12 protein-coding genes are annotated in these 18,522 nt (G+C 62.6%); 7 read left to right on the top strand and 5 right to left on the bottom strand.

The features are described 5' to 3' along the window. Positions 1 to 98 precede the first annotated feature (98 nt). From aspT to CJU94_RS02290, 3 genes are all read left to right on the top strand, one after another. Positions 99 to 1,781, top strand: a complete 1,683-nt coding sequence (gene aspT / locus CJU94_RS02300) for an aspartate-alanine antiporter (RefSeq protein WP_095420189.1) — start codon at positions 99 to 101, stop codon at positions 1,779 to 1,781. 93 nt (positions 1,782 to 1,874) lie between these two features. After that, the gene (locus CJU94_RS02295; protein ID WP_095420188.1) at positions 1,875 to 3,539 is read left to right on the top strand and encodes a bifunctional aspartate transaminase/aspartate 4-decarboxylase; all 1,665 of its coding nucleotides are present in this window, start codon (positions 1,875 to 1,877) and stop codon (positions 3,537 to 3,539) included. Between the two features lie 152 nt (positions 3,540 to 3,691). Then, positions 3,692 to 4,915: a pyridoxal-phosphate-dependent aminotransferase family protein gene (locus CJU94_RS02290; RefSeq protein WP_095420187.1), complete on the top strand. Its 1,224-nt coding sequence runs from the start codon at positions 3,692 to 3,694 to the stop codon at positions 4,913 to 4,915. A 207-nt stretch (positions 4,916 to 5,122) separates the two neighbouring features. Here CJU94_RS02290 and CJU94_RS02285 read toward each other — a convergent pair whose 3' ends face one another. Further along, positions 5,123 to 6,391, bottom strand: a complete 1,269-nt coding sequence (locus CJU94_RS02285; protein ID WP_425272189.1) for an IS256 family transposase — start codon at positions 6,389 to 6,391, stop codon at positions 5,123 to 5,125. Positions 6,392 to 7,584: 1,193 nt separating this feature from the next. On the opposite strand from CJU94_RS02285, the gene CJU94_RS02280 reads away from it, so the two are divergent. After that, entirely contained in the window at positions 7,585 to 8,037 is a 453-nt protein-coding gene (locus tag CJU94_RS02280) for a hypothetical protein (RefSeq protein ID WP_095417383.1), read from the top strand. Positions 8,038 to 8,417: 380 nt separating this feature from the next. Here the strand turns inward: CJU94_RS02280 and CJU94_RS02275 are convergent, their stop codons facing one another. Further along, positions 8,418 to 9,629: an MFS transporter gene (locus CJU94_RS02275; RefSeq protein WP_095417382.1), complete on the bottom strand. Its 1,212-nt coding sequence runs from the start codon at positions 9,627 to 9,629 to the stop codon at positions 8,418 to 8,420. Between the two features lie 389 nt (positions 9,630 to 10,018). Between CJU94_RS02275 and xdhA the strand changes: the two genes are divergently transcribed. From xdhA to xdhC, 3 genes are all read left to right on the top strand, one after another. Beyond that, on the top strand, positions 10,019 to 11,542 hold the full coding sequence (gene xdhA, locus CJU94_RS02270; protein WP_095417381.1) for a xanthine dehydrogenase small subunit: 1,524 nt from the start codon (positions 10,019 to 10,021) through the stop codon (positions 11,540 to 11,542). 29 nt (positions 11,543 to 11,571) lie between these two features. Then, positions 11,572 to 13,950 (top strand): xanthine dehydrogenase molybdopterin binding subunit, encoded by a 2,379-nt coding sequence (xdhB, locus tag CJU94_RS02265; RefSeq protein ID WP_095417380.1) that lies wholly within the window; start codon positions 11,572 to 11,574, stop codon positions 13,948 to 13,950. A gap of 102 nt (positions 13,951 to 14,052) precedes the next feature. Beyond that, on the top strand, positions 14,053 to 14,619 hold the full coding sequence (gene xdhC / locus CJU94_RS02260) for a xanthine dehydrogenase accessory protein XdhC (protein ID WP_095420185.1): 567 nt from the start codon (positions 14,053 to 14,055) through the stop codon (positions 14,617 to 14,619). Between the two features lie 80 nt (positions 14,620 to 14,699). Here xdhC and CJU94_RS02255 read toward each other — a convergent pair whose 3' ends face one another. From CJU94_RS02255 to CJU94_RS02245, 3 genes are all read right to left on the bottom strand, one after another. Beyond that, on the bottom strand, positions 14,700 to 15,692 hold the full coding sequence (locus tag CJU94_RS02255) for a LysR substrate-binding domain-containing protein (RefSeq protein ID WP_095417379.1): 993 nt from the start codon (positions 15,690 to 15,692) through the stop codon (positions 14,700 to 14,702). Positions 15,693 to 15,945: 253 nt separating this feature from the next. Further along, on the bottom strand, positions 15,946 to 16,596 hold the full coding sequence (locus CJU94_RS02250; protein WP_095417378.1) for a 2-hydroxychromene-2-carboxylate isomerase: 651 nt from the start codon (positions 16,594 to 16,596) through the stop codon (positions 15,946 to 15,948). 92 nt (positions 16,597 to 16,688) lie between these two features. Continuing rightward, positions 16,689 to 18,191: a TAXI family TRAP transporter solute-binding subunit gene (locus tag CJU94_RS02245; RefSeq protein WP_095420184.1), complete on the bottom strand. Its 1,503-nt coding sequence runs from the start codon at positions 18,189 to 18,191 to the stop codon at positions 16,689 to 16,691. Positions 18,192 to 18,522 lie beyond the last annotated feature (331 nt).

The following is an 18,522-nucleotide window of genomic DNA, read 5'->3' as shown; positions in this document are numbered from 1 at the left end:
CGATGCAGCAGACGGCGCACGCAGCGCGACTGAAGCGGGCCGCGCAGGCGCAGGCAGCAACCCGTACTCAGTATCGCAAACTATCCAGCGAGGGCACGATGGACTGGCTACATCACATTTTTCAGAAATCACCGGAAATGGCGCTGTTTCTGTCGCTTGCGGCGGGCTACTTCATCGGACAGATCAACTTCGGCAAGTTTCAGCTGGGCGGCGTGGGCGGGTCGTTGCTGGCCGCGGTGGTCATCAGTCAGGCGGGTGTGACGATCGACAACGGCGTGAAGTCGGTCATGTTCGCGGTCTTCATCTACGCGGTGGGCTACGACTCCGGTCCGGGCTTCTTCAATTCGCTGAACCGCAAGACGCTGCGCGAGATCGCGATGGCCGTGTTTCTGGCGGTCACCGCGCTGATTACCGTGGTGGTGTGCGCGAAGCTGTTCCACCTCAACAAGGGGCTCGCCGCCGGACTGGCGGGCGGCGCGCTGACGCAATCGGCGATCATCGGCACGGCGGGCGACGCGATCGCGCGTCTCGGCCTGCCCGCCGATCAGGTCAAGTCGCTGCAATCGGACGTGGCGATCGCCTATGCGGTCACCTACGTGTTCGGCTCGCTGGGCGCGATCATCGTATGCGTGAATATTCTGCCGAAATTCATGGGGCAAAGTTTGCGCGATGCCTCGCTCGAAGTGGAGCGTGAGTTGGCCTCGGGTGCGACGGCCACCGGGCCGGGGCAACTCTCGGCGTTGCCCGAAATGGTCGGCCGCGCGTACAAGATCGATGTCAGCGCCGGCAAAACGGTGAAGGCGGTCGAGACGCTGCATCGCGATCTGTTGACGATCGAGCGGATCAAGCGTGACGGCCAGCCGCTCGATCCGGCGCCCGATCTGGTGCTCAAGCCCAACGACGTGGTGCTGGTGGTCGGCCGCCGCGAGGCGGTGGTCGAATTCGGCGCGGCGGGCGGCGAGGTGGCCACCGTCGAAGATGTCGGCGTCGTCATGCAGACGCGCGAAGGCGTGTTCACGCGCAAGGGCATGAACCACACGACGATCGCCGCCGCGCGGCAAGTGGTGGATCGCGATATGCGGCACGGCGTCTACATCCAGAGTATTTCGCGTGCCGGTCAGCCACTGCCGGTCCTGCCGGAAACCATCCTGGAGCACGGCGATGTCATCACTTTCTACGGTTCGCCGAAAGACACCAAGCGCGCCGTCGAGGCAGCCGGCTACGAGCTGCCGTATACCAACAAGACCGACTTCATCTATATGGGCGTCGGCCTCGTGCTCGGTCTGTTGATCGGGCTGATCGTCGTCGATGTCGCCGGCATTCCGCTCACGCTCGGCTCGGGTGGCGGCTGCCTGCTGGCCGGTCTGCTGTTCGGCTGGATGCGCGGCAAGTATCCGATGTATGGCGTGATGCCGACAGCGGCCTCGCAACTGCTGAAGGACTTCGGCCTCGCGGCCTTCGTGGCGGTGGTCGGTTTGAACTCCGGCCTGCAGGCCGTGGTCACCGTCAAACAGAGCGGCATGACGATCTTCCTGCTCGGCGTGTTCGTCACGTTGTTTCCGCTGTTGCTCACCATGCTGTTCGGCCGCTACGTGCTGAAGTACGACAACGCGGCCATTCTGGCCGGCGCGCTGACCGGCTCGCGCAGTGCGAATCCGGCGTTCGGCGGCGTGCTCGACAAGGCGGAAAGCGCCGTGCCGACCGTGCCGTTCGCGATCACGTACGCGATCGCGAACGTCGCGTTGACGCTGCTCGGACCGCTCGTGGTCGGCCTCGTCTAGCGCACGCCTCTATCGATCTCTGTTACGCCGGCGCCAACCGGGCGATTGTTCGCCGCGCCGGCATCTTTCACCTGGTTCATTGGAGAACGCATCATGGCAAAAGAGAAGGGCGACAAGAAACACGTGGATATGGCGCAACCGGGCATGTCGGCGCTGAGTCCGTTCGAGTTGAAGGACGAACTGATCAAGGCCGCCGGCGGCAGCGCCGTGGAGCGGCCCGCCAACGTGTCGATGCTGAACGCCGGGCGCGGCAACCCGAATTTTCTCGCGACCATTCCGCGCCACGGTTTCTGGCAACTCGGCCTCTTTGCGATGCGCGAATCGGAGCGCTCGTTCGCATACATGCCAGAGGGCGTGGGCGGCTTTCCGCGGCACGACGGCCTCGAGGAACGCTTCGATCTGTTCCTGCGCGAGAACAAGGGCGTGGCCGGCATCGACTTTCTGCGCGGTGCGGTGTCGTACGTGCGCGATCAGCTGGGTTACTCGGCCGGCGACTTTCTCTACGAAATGTGCGAGGGCATTCTCGCCTCGAACTACCCGGTGCCGGACCGCATGCTGAAGCTGTCCGAACTGATCGTCGGGCAGTATCTGCGCAAGGAGATGATCGGCGACCATCCTTTTGTCGGCGAATTCGACATATTCGCGGTGGAAGGCGGCACGGCCGCGATGACGTACATCTTCAACACCCTGCGCGAGAATCACCTGATCAAGGCGGGCGACACGATCGCGCTCGGCATGCCGATCTTCACGCCGTACATCGAGATTCCGCGCTTGAACGACTACCGGTTGAACGTCGTCAATCTCGAAGCCGACGTGGCCAATGGCTGGCAGTATTCGAAGAAGGAACTCGACAAGCTGCGCGATCCGAAGGTGAAGGCGTTCTTTCTCGTGAACCCGAGCAATCCGCCTTCGGTGAAGATCAATGACGAAAGCCTTCAATACATTGCCGAGATCGTCAAGGAACGGCCCGATCTGATCCTGCTGACCGACGACGTGTACGGCACCTTTGCCGACGACTTCGTCTCGTTGTTCGCACTCGCGCCGAAGAACACCATTCTCGTGTATTCGTACTCGAAATATTTCGGTGCGACCGGCTGGCGCCTCGGCACCATCGCGACGCATCGCGACAACGTGCTCGACAGGCTGATCGCCGAGTTGCCGAAAGACACGAAGAAGCAGTTGCACGAGCGTTACGAATCGATCACGACGGAGCCGGACAAGCTCAAGTTCATCGACCGGCTGGTGGCCGACAGCCGCACGGTCGCGCTGAATCACACCGCGGGTCTGTCGACGCCGCAGCAGGTGCAGATGGTGCTGTTTTCGCTGTTCTCGCTGATGGACACGCCGGACGCCTACAAGAACGCGTTGAAGCGTTTGATTCGCAAGCGCAAGCAGGCGCTTTACGAAGAGGTCGGCATTTCCTTCGAGGACGACGATCCGAATCAGGTCGACTACTACACGATCCTCGACGTCGAGTTCCTCGGCGAGCGGATGTTCGGGCGTGAGTTCGTCGACTGGCTGTTGAAGAACACCCAGCCTTCCGAAATGCTGTTCCGCCTCGCTCGCGAGGCGCGGGTCGTGCTGCTGCCGGGGCTTGGCTTCGGCACGCAGCATCCGTCGGGGCGCGTGTCGTTGGCGAACCTGAACGAAGCCGACTACCGGCAGATCGGGCGCGCGTTGCGCAAGCTGATCGAGGAGTATGTCGAGCGTTTCAACGCGGCGACCGGCAAGAAACTCGATAAGACAGCGGTGAAATGACGGTTTTGCCGGTTGTGTCGCGGGGTCAGGCATAGTCAAAAAACTTGCGCAACTGCGCGGATCGGTGAATGATCGAACACGCGGCCTCGCCAGCGTCAACGCTGGCGGGGCCGTTTGCTCCTTTGCGTTCTGACATTCACGTACCGATCATCATGCCGACTTCATCCATCACATCCGCATTTTCCGCAGTGCCCTGTCCGGTTGTCGAGTCGCTCGACGCCATTCTTCCCGAAGAGCCGCTCCTGATGATGGGCGCCGGCCCCGTGCCGATTCCCGCGGCGGTGGCCAAGGCCAACGCGATCGTGATCAATCACCTGGGCGAAACGATGGTGAAGGTGATCGGCCAGGTGAAGTCGATGGCGCGCTACGTGTTCCAGACGAACTCGAAATGGGTGCTGGGTGTGGCCGGACCTGGCTCGGCCGCGATGGAAATGGCGATCTCGAACCTTGCGTGGGATGGCACGCGTGTGCTGTCCATCAAGAACGGTTTCTTCAGCGAACGGATGGCGGAAATGGGCCGGCGCGTGGGTGCGCGGGTCAGCACGCTCGATGTCGCCGACCGCTCTGTGGCGAGCCTCGAAGAGATTGCCGAGGCGATCCGGCGTGAGCGTCCGGAGATCGTGACGGTGGTGCAGGGCGAGACGTCCAATACGGTGTGGAATTATCGGCTGAAGGAGATTGCCGCTTTGGCGAAAGCGGCCGGCGCGCTGGTGATCGTCGATGCGGTTTGCACGTTGAGCACGATGCCGTTGGAGATGGATGCCTGGGGGATCGATGCGGTGATTACGGGTGGGCAGAAGGGGTTGTCGTCGATTCCGGGCGTGTCGTTGATTGCGTTTTCAGATGCGGCGTGGGAGAGGGTAAAGGGGCGCACGGCGCCGAACGCTCATTGGTGTCTGGATGCGAGGCTTGCTGAGAATTTTTGGCATAACGCGGGGTATCACTATACGGCGCCTGTTTCTGGGGTTCTGGCTTTGCATGAGGCTTTGCGGCTGGTGTGTGCCGAGACGCTCGAGAAGCGCTTTGCCCGGCATTTGAGGTGTTCGCTGGCGTTGCAGGATGGGGTGGTGGCGATGGGGTTGCGGTTGTATGCGCCGCAGGCTTGTCGGTTGAATTCTGTTGTCGGGATTGAGGTGCCTGATGGGCTCAGTCCTGCGGATGTTTGTGCGCATATCTCGCGGATGCATCAGGTGGAGATTTCGGGGTCGTTTGGGTTGCCGATTGTTCGCGTCGGGCAGATGGGGGAGCAGTGTCGGGAACATAATCTTTTTCGTACTGTGCATGCGCTCGGGCGGACTATGGTTGATCTCGGGGTTAAGGTGGATTTGCCGGCGGGGGTTGCGGCTTTGGAGAGAGGGTTGTCGGGGGGGAGGTGAAGGTTTGTTTGCCTGCTCGGCTTGGTGGTTTGCTTGGGTGGTTTTGGGGTTTTGGCCTTTCCTTGCTTTCTTAGTGGTCTATTAGCGTTGCCCCTGTGCGGGGCGGCACCTACTTTCTTTGCCGCGGCAAAGAAAGTAGGCAAAGAAAGCCGCTTTGAACGGACCTGTCCGCATTTTCGTGGGCGAGGCGGTTAAAAACCCTCGTGCTCAACGGGCCTGCGTAAATCGTTCACCGAACAGAATAGCAAACTGGTTCATCGCGGATTTCCAATCAAAGGTGCTCCGCACCGATTTCGCCAACATGTTGCGTAGCGCGAGCCAGAGCAGCTTGACGGCCGCCTCGTCGTTCGGGAAATGGCCTCGCGTCTTGATGATCTTGCGCAGTTGCATGTTCAAACTCTCAATGGCGTTGGTGGTGTACACCACCCGTCGAATGTCCGGGGGGAACACGAAGAACGGTATGACGTGCTCCCAGGCACGCTGCCAGCATTGGACGATCATCGGGTATTTGGCGCCCCATGGCCCTTCGGCGAAGTCGCGTAACGCTTGCTCTGCGGCCTCTGCGCTGGCGGCAGCATAGATCGGTCTCAACGCTTGGGCGAGCGCTTTGCGGTCCTTGTAGTTGGCAAATTCCAGGCTATTGCGGATCAAATGCACGATGCAGGTCTGCACGGTGGCACGGGGGTAGACCGCAGCGATTGCCTCGGGCAAACCCTTCAGACCATCCACCACGGCGATCAGGATGTCCTGACAGCCGCGCGTCTTGAGTTCGTTGAACACCTTGAGCCAGAACTTCGCGCCTTCGGTCTGCTCGATCCAGAGCCCCAGCACGTCGCGCTGGCCGTCGGCCTGGATGCCCAGCGCCAGGTACACGGCCTTATTGCTGACCATGCCGCCGTCGCGAATCTTGACCCGCAGCGCGTCGAAGAACACCACCGGATACATCGTCTCGAGCGGACGACTTTGCCAGGCGAAGGCTTCGGCCATGACTTCGTCGGTCACCGAACTGATGAAATCGGGCGAGACCTCGGTTCCGTAGCTCTCGGCTAGAAAAGCGCGGATCTCACGCACACTCATGCCACGCGCGTACATCGCGATGATGCGCTCGTCGAAGCCGGTAAAACGGCGCTCGTGCTTGGGAATGAGGATCGGCTCGAAGCTGCCGTCCCGGTCGCGTGGGATCTCGACCCGAACCGGGCCGCGGTCGGTCATGACGGTTTTGCCACTGGCGCCGTTGCGTTCGTTGACCTGACCGAGCGGCTTGACCTGGCCGGACGGGTAACCCAGATGCAGATTCATCTCGGCGCCCATCGCCCGTTCGATGATGGCCTTGTTGAATGCCAGCATCAGGTCTTGAACGTCGCCGGGCGACATAGGCCCTTTGACCAGTTGATCCATCAACTCATCTGGCAGTTCAGGCAGCGGCCCGCGGGCCGCTGCCTGAGACGCTGCTGTCCGTTTCTTTTTCATCGGCATATCCATGACCTTGATCCCTCATGATATGCCCCGCCCACGAAATCGCGGATAGGTCCCTTTGAACCGCTAGCTCATAAACGGGTCCCTCGCGCAGCCACTTTAGTGGTCCATCTGGAATCGGGGTTCTCGCACATTCGGCGGCAGTGACAAGGGCGTCATACTTCCCGCCTCGCGCTCCGCGCTCGCCGGAAGGGCTGTTCAAAACTAGTGGTTTTAGTTTTGCAGGGTGGGGGCCGTTGGCTTCGCCTCGGCGTTGGCGCTCGGCCTGTGATTTCAATGCGATCCACGCGCCAAATGCCTCTTGCATTCCAGCAGGACCGCGGCGGCGCATAATCAATTTGTGCGCGGTGGGAGCCGTCGGCTTTGCCTCGGCGTTGGCGCTCGGCCTGTGAGTTCAATGCGCCCCGCGCGCCAAACGCCTCTTGCATTCCAGCAGCACCGCGGCGGCCCATCATCAATTTGTGCGCGGCCGGGCCGTCGGCTTCGTCTCGGCCGTGGCGCTCGGCCCATAAGTTTCAAAGCGCCCCGCGCGCCAAACGCGCCTCTCATTCCAACACAACGGGGTTGGCCCATGTCAATTTGTGTGCGCCGCAGGCCGTCGGCTTCGACCCGCGGAGATCGCGCGGACGGTAAGGCTCAATGTGCTCCGCGCACCAAACGTGGCTCGCTCTTCAGCAGGGCACGTCGGTCCATGAATGGTCGCTGATTTTTGAAGGCAACTGGACGCATCTCGCCGCCCAGAAATGTCGTCAGGCATGAATTGATCATGCATCTCGCTAATGGGATTGGGCACGCGCCTCGCGAATCATTCGCTGCGGTATTTGCGGAAGTTTCTTCTGCGTCGTAGTCCTTTACTCTGGCAGATTATTGGGCAATTTCGGAATTGGTTGCCGCGTACGCGTTTTAGCTCGTTCGGGTGATCGCTCGTAACGCGATATGTTTAAACTCGTTTTGTCGTGTACTTCACGACAACAGGTTTCGCAGCCTGCCTCACACAGAATTCGCATGCTTGCACTAGCAAGTGCGCGGCTGCCTTTGCACGCCTGATCACAATGGGCGGGCCTTGGCGGGGGAGCCCCACGGCTCGCCGGTTCTTGGTTCTGTGTGCCGGTCTGCGAATCCCGTCAATGTGCCCGCTCACCACCGTACAAGCGCGAGGTGAGCGATCCAGACAAGTTTAGGGAGATCGCGCCATGAGTAAATCCGTCAAACGTACACGAACCATATCGCGGCCGCCCGTTGACGCGCTTCAATACGAGAAACTGGCGCTGTCCGCATTCGGATTGATCGAACGGCAATTAAGCCAATTAGACAAATTGGCGACGCTTGTGGCCTCGATAGTTAGGAGTCCGGCTGTGACAAGGGAGGAGAGACATCGCCAGCGACGGTTGCTTGAACTGTTGCTCGACACCGTTGAGGACTACCAATACGAAGTCGAGACTGACCGTGAGCTATATCAGGTCATTGCGCTGGACGCGAGGGGAGTGGTGCAAAGCCGGATCACAGCGCGCCATGCAGCGAAAGTTCTTGCCAAAGCGACGCGGAGGGCATCCGAAACCCGAGAAGACCGTAACGAAACGCAAGCCAAGCACCGCGAACCAGCACGATTCAAAACGATCGCTCGAACGAGAGCGACTGCGCATTGAGAGTCACGGAACACTGCTGCGCCGGACCGGACCGGACCGGACCGGACCGGACCGGAGCCAGGGCCAAGGGCCAAGGGCCAGGCGCCGGAAGCCGACCGTTCCGACGAGCGCGGAGCGCGAGGCGGGAGGTATGACGGCCTTGTCACTGAGGCGGAATGCGCGAGAACCCCGATTCCAGATGGACCACTACCGCGGCTGTGCGAGGGACCCGCTTATGAGCTAGCGGTTCAAAGCGGCTTTCTTTGCCTACTTTCTTTGCCGCGGCAAAGAAAGTAGGTGCCGCCCCGCACAGGGGCAACGCCAATAGACCACTAACAAAGCAAGGAAAGGCCAACCCCCGAAGATCACAAAAAGCCTAAACACCAAGCACCAAAAAAACCTCAAAGCGCCGCAGGCAAATTAGTGACCTTAGCATTCCGAAGATAAAGAAGAGTAGACAGCCCAACACCCGCAGCAGCGGCAACCGCCGCAAAAAGAAACACCGACCCATACCCAAACTCACCAGCGATATACCCGGCCAACGGCCCAGTAATCCCGAGCGAGAGATCGAGAAACACCGAATAAGCCGACAAAGCCGCCCCACGACTAGCCGGCGGCACAAGCCCAACCGCCTCGACCCCAAGAGCCGGAAACACCAAAGCAAACCCAAACCCAGTCAAAGCCGCGCCAGCAAGCGCAACATGAGGCTCAGGCGCAAGCCACAACATCAACAACCCGGCGCATTCAAACGAAAACGAAGCAATCGCGACCCGAAACCCGCCATAAGTCTTGATCGTATTGGCAAACAGCAACCGCGCCCCGATAAACAGCGTCCCGAACACCGTCAACGAGAGCGCCGCATTCGGCCAATGCTTCGCCGCATAAAACAGCGTAATGAAAGTCGCGATCGACCCAAACCCGACCGACCCGAGCGCCAACCCAATCCCATGCGGCAGCACGCGAGTAAACACACTGCGGTATGACATCCGCTCGCCATGCACGATCGGCACCGGCGCGATCGGACGGGCGAGATAAAACCCGAGCGCCGCCAGCAGAATCACCAGAATTCCCAACGCGGCAAATCCGACCGTGTGTTCGATCGCCACGCCCAGCGGCGCGCCGATCGCCAGCGCACCATACGTCGCGATACCGTTCCACGAGATCACCCGCGCATTGTTGCTCGTGCCCACCCGGCCGATGCCCCACAGAATCGCGCCCGTGCCACACAGGCTCTCGCCGAATCCCAACACGAGCCGGCTGCAGACCAGCAGCCCCAGGCTCAGCACGGGCCAGCGCCCGCACAGCACAGCCAGCAACAACAGAACTCCGCTCGCGCCACAACCCATCAAACCAATCGTCACCGTCCGCTTCGGCCCCAACGTGTCCGCGGAACGGCCAGCCAGCGGCCGCGACGCCAGCGTCGCCAGATACTGCACGCTGATGGCGGCACCAGCCAGCACGGCGCTGTAACCGAGGTCGTCGTGGACGTAGCCCGGCAACACCGCAAGCGGAATTCCGATCGTCAGATAGCAAAGAAACGTGAAAAAGACGACCGGAATGATCTGCATGGTCGTCGCAAATTCGCTGCGAGGTGTCGCTGAGTCGGTGGACATGGGGAAAACGAGACTTGAATTCGGCGGGAAGGCGTGATTTTCCCATGGAACCGGTTTTCTTGCAGGACATGCTTAATAATTCATCGGACAAGAACGCTTTCCGGGAATCTCATAGTGGTCCATTTCTGACCCGTTGGCGCCTACTTTTTCAGCATGGCTGCCCGAAACACGTGGACGCGAAATGGCTGTTCGTCAATATAAAATATAAAAATACGGCAAAAATTCAAAATCACCATAAGTCAACAGCCCCTCAAACCCATCTCGATATCGTTTTGCGGATATGTCCCGCATGCGATCGCCGCTATGGGTTGTATTTATTGACGGTGATAGTTTTCGAACCATCCCTGCTGCACGTCCCACGGACACAGAACATTCGAGAGTAACGAGACATGACTGAGCCGATTCGCTTCTATCACCGCAACGCGATCCGCGAGATCAAGGACGCGCCCGTCACCCGCACCGTGCTGCAGTATCTGCGCGAGGACGCGCATTGCACGGGCACGAAGGAAGGCTGCGCCGAAGGCGACTGCGGCGCGTGCACGGTCGTGATCGGCGAGCGCAACGAAGCGGGCGGCGTCGACTTCAAGGCGGTCAACGCCTGCATTCAGTTCGTGCCGACGCTCGACGGCAAGGCGCTCTTCACCGTCGAAGACCTGCGCCAGCCGGACGGGTCGCTCCATCCCGTGCAGGAAGCGATGGTCGAATGTCACGGCTCGCAGTGCGGCTTCTGCACGCCGGGCTTCGTCATGTCGATGTGGTCGCTCTATGAAAAGCACGGTCACGAGCACAGCTGCGCGAACAAGACGGTGCCGTCGCGCGAGGCGATCAGCAATGCGCTGACGGGCAACCTGTGCCGCTGCACGGGCTACCGCCCGATCGTCGACGCGGCGGTGCGCATGTTCGAAGCGCCCGCGCCGAAAGCGCCGGTCAATGTCGAGGCGCTCGCCACCACGCTCGCCACGCTCGAGCGCAAGGACACCTTCCACTACCAGCACGCCGGCCAGCAGTTCGACGCGCCGCGCACGGTCGAAGCACTCGCCAGGATCAAGGAAGCCGAACCGGCCGCGCGCATTCTCGCCGGCAGCACGGACATCGGCCTGTGGGTCACCAAGCAGATGCGCGAGCTCGGCAACATCGTCTACGTGGGACAGATCACCGAGTTGCAGAAGCTGGAGACCAACGACGAATGGATCGAGATCGGCGCGGGTGTCAGCGTCGAAAAAGCCTACGCGGAGATCGCGAAGCAATATCCCGAACTGATTGAAATGTGGCAACGCTTCGCGTCGCTGCCGATTCGCAATGCCGGCACGCTGGGCGGCAATATCGCCAACGGCTCGCCGATCGGCGATTCGATGCCAGGCCTGATCGCGCTCGGCGCGCGCGTGATCGTGCGCGGCGGCGAGATCGAGCGCGAGATGCCGCTCGAAGACCTGTACCTCGCGTATCAGAAGAAGGACATGGCGGAGCATGAGTTCGTCGTCGGCCTGAAAGTGCCGACGCGCACCGGCGTGCGTCGGAACCTGCAATTCCGTACCTACAAACTGTCGAAGCGTTTCGATTCGGATATCTCGGCGGTGTGTGCCGCGTTCGCGTTCATCGCCGACGGCAACCTGATCCGCGAGCCGCGCATCGCGTTCGGCGGCATGGCCGCCACGTCCAAGCGCGCGACCCACGCGGAAGCCGTGCTGCGCGACGCCGAATGGCACGAAGCCACCGCGCAGGCCGCGATGCTCGCGCTCGGCAACGACTACGCGCCGCTGTCGGACATGCGCGCGACCAGCCACTATCGCCTCGAATCGGCGAAGAACACGTTGTACCGCTTCTGGCTCGAAACGCGTCCGAACAACCCGCTGCCGAAGAGCGCGCTGGATGTGCGCGCGGTCGCTGCGGCCTGCGCACCGGTCGGCGCCTGAGACGACGAAAGGATACGGAGAACACAACAATGAATCAGCACGCCGAACCGTTCCTGAAAGACCTTCAGGATCTCGAGGACTTCACCCAGGTCCACATCTCGCGTCCGCACGAGTCCGCGCATCTGCACGTAAGCGGCCGAGCTACCTATACAGACGACATTCCGACGCTCGCCGGCACGCTGCACGCGGCGCTCGGCCTGTCGTCGAAAGCCCACGCGAAAATCGTCTCGATGTCGCTCGACAAGGTGCGCGCCACGCCGGGCGTGGTCGCGATCTTCACCGCGGACGACATCCCGGGCGTCAACGACGTCGGCCCGATCATCCACGGCGACGATCCGATTCTCGCCGACGGCCTCGTGCAATACGTCGGCCAGCCGATCTTCATCGTGGTCGCGACATCGCATGAAACGGCGCGCCTCGCGGCGCGCCGCGCGGAAATCGTCTACGAAGAATTGCCGGCGATTCTCACCGCACAGCAGGCCCGCGCCGCGAACCAGCACGTCCTGCCGCCGATAAAACTCGCGCGCGGCGAAGCCGGCACGAAGATCGCCCGCGCCGCGCATCGCGAAGCCGGCGAGATGCTGCTCGGCGGTCAGGAGCAGTTCTATCTGGAAGGCCAGATTTCGTACGCGGTGCCGAAGGACGACGACGGCATGCACGTTTACTGTTCGACGCAGCATCCGACCGAAATGCAACACATGGTCGCGCACGCGTTGGGCGTGGCGTCGCACAACGTGCTGATCGAATGCCGCCGGATGGGCGGCGGTTTCGGCGGCAAGGAATCGCAATCGGGTCTGTTCGCGTGCTGCGCGGCGCTCGCCGCATGGAAACTGCTGTGCCCGGTAAAACTGCGACCGGACCGCGACGACGACATGATGGTCACGGGCAAGCGCCACGATTTCCACTACACGTACGAAGTCGGCTACGACGACAAGGGCGTGATCGACGGCGTCACGGTCGACATGACCTCGCGCTGCGGTTTTTCCGCCGACCTGTCCGGTCCGGTGATGACGCGCGCGCTGTGCCACTTCGACAACGCTTACTGGCTCTCGGATGTCACGATCGACGGCTTCTGCGGCAAGACCAACACGCAGTCGAACACGGCGTTCCGCGGCTTCGGCGGCCCGCAAGGCGCGTTCGCGATCGAATACATCATGGACAACGTGGCGCGCTCGGTGGGCGAGGATTCGCTCGACGTGCGCCGCCGCAATCTGTACGGCAAGACCGAGCGTAACCAGACGCCGTATGGCCAGATCGTCGAAGACAATGTGATTCACGAACTGATCGACGAACTCGAAGCAACGAGTGAATACCGCGCGCGGCGCGCCGCGATCAACGAGTTCAACGCGAACAACGAAATACTGAAGAAGGGCATGGCGCTCACGCCGGTCAAGTTCGGTATCGCGTTCAACGTGACCCACTTCAACCAGGCCGGCGCGCTCGTGCACATCTACACCGACGGCTCGGTGCTGGTGAATCACGGCGGCACCGAAATGGGCCAGGGCTTGAACACGAAGGTCGCGCAGGTCGTCGCGCATGAACTGGGCATCGGCTTCAACCGCATTCGCGTCACCGCGACCGACACCAGCAAGATCGCCAACACGTCGGCGACGGCGGCCTCGACGGGCTCCGATTTGAACGGCAAGGCCGCGCAGGACGCCGCGCGCCAGTTGCGCGAACGTCTGTCGGCGTTTGCCGCCGAGCGCTTCGGCGCGGGGCAGGTGAGCGCGTCGGAAGTGCGCTTCGTGCACGACCGCGTGGTGGTCGGCGAGTCGATCGTGCCGTTCGAAGAACTGATCGCGAAGGCTTACGTGGCGCGTATCCAGCTCTGGTCGGACGGTTTCTATGCGACGCCCAAGCTCTACTGGGATCAATCGAAGCTGCAAGGCCGGCCGTTCTACTACTACTCGTACGGCGCGGCGGTGTCGGAAGTGGTGATCGACACGTTGACCGGCGAAATGCGCGTGCTGCGCGCGGACGCATTGCACGACGTGGGCGCCTCGTTGAATCCGGCGCTCGACGTCGGTCAGGTGGAGGGCGCCTTCATTCAGGGCATGGGCTGGCTCACGACCGAAGAGCTGTGGTGGAACGCGGGCGGCAAGCTGATGACGCACGCGCCGTCCACCTACAAGATTCCGACCGTCAACGATACGCCGCCCGACTTCCGCGTGCGGCTCTTCAAGAACCGCAATGCGGAGGACAGCATCCATCGTTCGAAGGCGACCGGCGAGCCGCCGCTGCTGCTGCCGTTCTCGGTGTTCTTCGCGGTGCGCGATGCTGTGTCTGCAGTGGGCGATCATAAGGTCAATCCGCCGCTGAACGCGCCCGCGACCAGCGAGGAAATCCTCAAGGCGGTCAGCGCGGTGCGTGCCGCGACCGCGGCGGCACGCCAAAAAGCGGATCAATAAGCGGATCAATAAGCGGATCAATAAGCGGCTCGCAATCGCAGTGGCAATGAGCCGGGAAAGCAACGCGTGGACAACACACTCACTGGAATTGGAATGATCGCCATGAACGAATTTTCATCCGTTCAGATCGGCCAGCGCAGCGGCTTGCAAACGCCGCGTCCGGCGCCGATGCATATCGTGCTGTTCGGCGCGGGGCACGTCGGGCATGCGCTCGTCAAGCTGCTCGGCAGCTTGCCGTGCGTGGTCCAGTGGGTCGACGAGCGCGACGAACTGTTCCCCGACGAAACGCCCGCCAACGTGCAGATCGAAGCGACCGACACGCCGGATGCGATCGTCGACACGGCGCCGCCCGGCGCCTATTTTCTGGTGATGACGCACAACCACGCGCTCGATTTCTCGCTGGCCGTGCGCATCATGCGGCGGCGTGATTTCACTTACTTCGGCATGATCGGTTCGAAGACGAAGCGCGTGAAATTCGAGCGCCGTTTGCTCGATCGCGGCGTGGATCTGGACCGCCTGGTGGAGATGACGTGTCCGATCGGTGTGGCCGGTATCGTCGACAAGGCGCCTGCGGCGATCGCCGTGGCGGTGTGCGCGGAGTTGCTGCAGATCCGTTCGCGGCAGGTCGTGGCGCAAGTGGCAACGCAGAAGCTCTGCGCGGCTGTCTGATCAGCGGAACCAAGCGCCGGCCAGGATGCGGCGCGCAAACAGCGCACAAGCAGCGCCCTTCGAGCCGCAAACCCCAAACGTCAGCCCGTCGCGGCTGACGTTTCCTTTTTCGGCGCCCGTTTTGGTGCCCGTTTCGCGCGCCGCACCTTCTGCGCGACCAGCCCGTCCGACACCTGGGACATCAGCGCACGCAGCCAGCCGACATCGCTCGGTCGATCCGGCTGCGGATGCCAGAGCTGATAGCACTTGATGCGCGGAAACGGAATCGGTACCTCGACCACCGCGAGCGGCAGCATGTCGGCGTAGTGCATCGCGAAACGGCGTGTCGTCGTGAAGATCAGATCGGATTGCAGCAGCGTCTGCGGCACCAGGCCGAAGTAGGGCAGCGTGGCGACGATGCGGCGCTCGGCGCGAGCCCGCGTGAAGCCCATGTCGATGGCGCCGCTGCTCGCCCCGCTATACGGCGTCGGCGCGAGATGCGGCGCGGCGAGATACGCTTCGCGCGTAAGCGGCATGCGCGTGAGCGGATGATCGGCGCGCATCATACATACGACCGTATCGGAGAACAGGTCGCTGCGCCCGAAGCGCGGGTCGGGCTTGGGCCAGTTGCCGATCACCAGATCGAGTTCGCCGGCGTCGAGCGCGGCGGAATGATCGAGCATCGGACTCAGCGAATCGATCTCGAGCCGCGCGTGCGGCGCCGCCTCGCGAAACTGCGCGATCACCGTCGGCATGAAGAAGTCGTTCAGATAATCCGGCGCGGCGACGCGAAAGGTGCGGCGCGAGCGGCCGGGATCGAAGTCGCCATGCGGCGTCGCGACAAAATCCACCTCGCGCAGCACGCGTTGCGCGGAGGCGAGCAGCGATTCGCCGTATTCGGTGGGCACCATGCCCGACTTGCCGCGCACGAGAATCGGGTCGTTCAGCGTCTCGCGCAGTTTGCGCAGCGCGGTGCTGATAGCCGGCTGGGTCTGATTCAGACGCAGCGCGGTCTGCGTGACGCTGCGCTCGACCAGCAGCGTGCGCAGCACGCGCACGAGCCAGATATCGAGGGAGGCGGCGGTGTCGTCCATGAGTTGAGCGAGGCGGGCAAGCGGATCGGATCCGATGAAGCGTCGTACGGAGCCGCCCGCGAGACGGCTCGCGACGGCTCGCGAGAGCGGGGCGCCAACGCGCACGAAGCAAAGGTCATAACCTTAGGCCCGAACGCGGTGTAGCGGCATAGCAGGCACGGTATGGCCGGCATCAGCAGCACGGTTTTGCCGCGCCCAAGCCGCCGGAGCGGCGTGGGACGCGCCCCGCGCTCGCTTCAGGCCGACGTTTTGCCTACGTCGGGTTATCCACGAGCCCCGACGGCAGCGTACTGATGCGTTTCACTTCTTTCGATTCGAGCCAGTTCGGCGTGCGCGCGCAGTACAGCACCATGGGCAGCGCATCTTCACCCCAGAACAACTGATCGTTCAGACGGAAGGTCGGCACGCCGTACACACCCAGGCCGATCGCGTCCGCGGTGTTGCGCTGCAATTGCGCTTTCACTTCCGGGCTCTTGATGAGTTCCGGGCCGTCAGGCAGGCCGACGCGCTCGCACAATTCCGCAAAGGCCACGTCGGTCGACGGATCGCGGCCTTCACGCCAGATGAAGCGGAAGATCTCGCGCACGAAATTGACGTCGCCGTTCGCCGCGGTGGCGAGCAATAGCGGCTTCGTGGAATCGAAGGGATGGGCGGGCGGCATCTTGTACGGAATGCCGAGCTGTTCCGCGCGAAACAGCGCGTGCCGGTACATGAAGGTGCGTTTAGAGGGCACGCCGTAAGCCGGCCGCTGACCCCAGTGACGGTAAAGGTCGTTCAGCACGACCGGCGTGAAGACGAAGTCGAAGCCCGGCCATTTGTCGTGTTGCTCGAGCAACAGGTACGTGAACGGCGAGACAAAGTCGTAAAACCACAGCGGCTGCCTGGCGTCGATGCCAACGGTCATAAATGTCTCCCGGATTGCTATTCCGAACGGCCCGTCTGCTGGACCGTCGAAATTGTAATGATCTTACGCGGTGCAGCCGCGGCTTGCATCCGTCAATAGGGTTTCGCGGCGTCGTCGTTGGGCGTTTCGCCGATTTCGGCCGCTTCGTTCGCGGCGGACGGCTCGGACGGCGTGGACGAAGCGCCTGCTTCGCCGGTCTCGCCGCGCCCGCTGTCCGCGCCTTGCGCCTCATCCCCGGCGCCGTCGCGCTGCGCCTCGCGGGGCTGCGTGAGCCGCTGGCGCACGAAGCCGATGTGCTCGCGCAGCACGTAGAACTGATCCGCATAGGCAAGCGGCATCTTCAGACCGTTGACGGATTCCTCGATGGCGTCGAGCCGTTCGAGCAACGAGGCGCGTTCGGCGGGCGAATGATCGCTGAGGGCGCTGCGTTCGATCGCGATCAGCGCGCCGTACCAGCGGTAAATGCGCGATTTCACCCGCCATGCATACAGCGACGGGACGAGCCGCAAGGCCGGCACCAGCAACACGATCAGCGGCACCACGACCACCAGCAGCCGGTCGGCGAGACTCGCGAGCCAGAACGGCAGGATCCGGTAGAGGAAGCTCTTGCCCGACTTGTAGTAGCGGGCGGCGTCGTCGCTGATCGGGAAATCGTGGGCGAGCGGCGCGGGGAATTCGCCGGCCCGCTGCAGGATGTTCGCCTTGCCGTGCACCTCGCGCGCGGCTTCGATCAACAGGTCGGAAAGCGCGGGGTGCAGCGAGTCGCGCGCCACCAGTTCGACTGTCGGCGCCACCATGTGAATCGGCGCGGACGGCAGGTTCTTGCCGAGGTCGAACGCGCCCATCGGCATCATCAGCTCTGTCAGATAGGGAAAGCGGCGTGTGTAGGCGTCGGCCTGCGAGAAATCGTAGAACTGCACGTTCGGCGTGCGGTAGAGCTTGCCCATCACCGCCGGTTGCGCCGAATCGCCGGCAAGGAACGCCGCGTCGACCTTGCCGGAGACGAGTGCGTCGGCGGCGTCGTCGCCCGAGAGCGGCAGCAGTTTGGTCGCGCCGCCCGGCACGATGCCGTTGGCCTTGAGCAGCGCGAGCGCCAGCTCGCGCGTGCCGCTGCCTTCGGCGCCGACCGCGAGCCGCTCACCCTTGAATTCGGAGAGCCGCGTGACGGTCGGCCCGTGATAGAAGATCGCGAGCGGCACATAGGCCACGCTGCCGAGCGACATCAGACCGTCGGACGCGGAGCCGGGCGCGACGCCGTCCTGCACGAAGCCGACATCCACGTTCGACTTCGGATCGGACAGGCGCTTGAGATTCTGCAGTGAGCCTTCCGAGGGCAGCACGTTCAGCGTGATGCGGTTGCGCGCCAGAATCTCCTTGTACTTCTGGGCGGCGTTCCAGAAGGTGCTGCCTTCCGGGCCGGCGCTGATCGTCAGCGTACTGGGCGGCGCGGGCTGGATCAGCCGCACGGCGACCCAGATCGCGACGGCGGCGATCAGCAGGATCGGCCCGAACGAGACGGCGAGATCGCGCCAGGAGATGGCGACGAAACGGGCGACGAGACGGGGAGGGCTTTTGCGGCCGGTGGCTGGCTTCATCGGATGACGTGACGGCGACGGTCGAAAGTGAACAGGAACGGCGCTCCACGGCGCGCGGACCAGGGCGAGGCGCTCGCGCCGCACCGCGCCGGCTGCCGCGAATGGCGCGCGAGCCACGCGGCAGCGCGCGTCGCGCCGATGGTACCTGAGATTCGCCGTACGGCGCCACGCCGGGCGTCTACGCGCGCCGACAAACCCGTAACAAATCGTGAACGCCGTGTGACAGCGGTGCGCGTGACGCAATTCGTGTCTCGTGTATGACTAAACCCTTTGCGCTTCTGGCCCGGCTAGATTAAATTGTGCATCGCTGCCGCGAACAGACGTTTGCGCA

The sequence above is a fragment of the Paraburkholderia aromaticivorans genome, assembly GCF_002278075.1.
Lineage (GTDB): Bacteria > Pseudomonadota > Gammaproteobacteria > Burkholderiales > Burkholderiaceae > Paraburkholderia > Paraburkholderia aromaticivorans.
Note: the sequence above shows the minus strand (reverse complement) of the source record. Positions and strands in the feature narration are given on the sequence as shown.

What these genes read in the sequence shown, in the direction of transcription:
- xdhB (WP_095417380.1), top strand. Translation starts at nt 11,572, where the DNA reads ATGAATCAGCACGCCGAACCGTTCCTGAAAGACCTTCAGGATCTCGAG.
- CJU94_RS02280 (WP_095417383.1), top strand. Translation starts at nt 7,585, where the DNA reads ATGAGTAAATCCGTCAAACGTACACGAACCATATCGCGGCCGCCCGTT.
- xdhC (WP_095420185.1), top strand. Translation starts at nt 14,053, where the DNA reads ATGAACGAATTTTCATCCGTTCAGATCGGCCAGCGCAGCGGCTTGCAA.
- CJU94_RS02255 (WP_095417379.1), bottom strand. Translation starts at nt 15,692, where the DNA reads ATGGACGACACCGCCGCCTCCCTCGATATCTGGCTCGTGCGCGTGCTG.
- CJU94_RS02285 (WP_425272189.1), bottom strand. Translation starts at nt 6,391, where the DNA reads ATGCCGATGAAAAAGAAACGGACAGCAGCGTCTCAGGCAGCGGCCCGC.
- CJU94_RS02275 (WP_095417382.1), bottom strand. Translation starts at nt 9,629, where the DNA reads ATGTCCACCGACTCAGCGACACCTCGCAGCGAATTTGCGACGACCATG.
- xdhA (WP_095417381.1), top strand. Translation starts at nt 10,019, where the DNA reads ATGACTGAGCCGATTCGCTTCTATCACCGCAACGCGATCCGCGAGATC.
- CJU94_RS02290 (WP_095420187.1), top strand. Translation starts at nt 3,692, where the DNA reads ATGCCGACTTCATCCATCACATCCGCATTTTCCGCAGTGCCCTGTCCG.
- CJU94_RS02295 (WP_095420188.1), top strand. Translation starts at nt 1,875, where the DNA reads ATGGCAAAAGAGAAGGGCGACAAGAAACACGTGGATATGGCGCAACCG.
- aspT (WP_095420189.1), top strand. Translation starts at nt 99, where the DNA reads ATGGACTGGCTACATCACATTTTTCAGAAATCACCGGAAATGGCGCTG.
- CJU94_RS02245 (WP_095420184.1), bottom strand. Translation starts at nt 18,191, where the DNA reads ATGAAGCCAGCCACCGGCCGCAAAAGCCCTCCCCGTCTCGTCGCCCGT.
- CJU94_RS02250 (WP_095417378.1), bottom strand. Translation starts at nt 16,596, where the DNA reads ATGACCGTTGGCATCGACGCCAGGCAGCCGCTGTGGTTTTACGACTTT.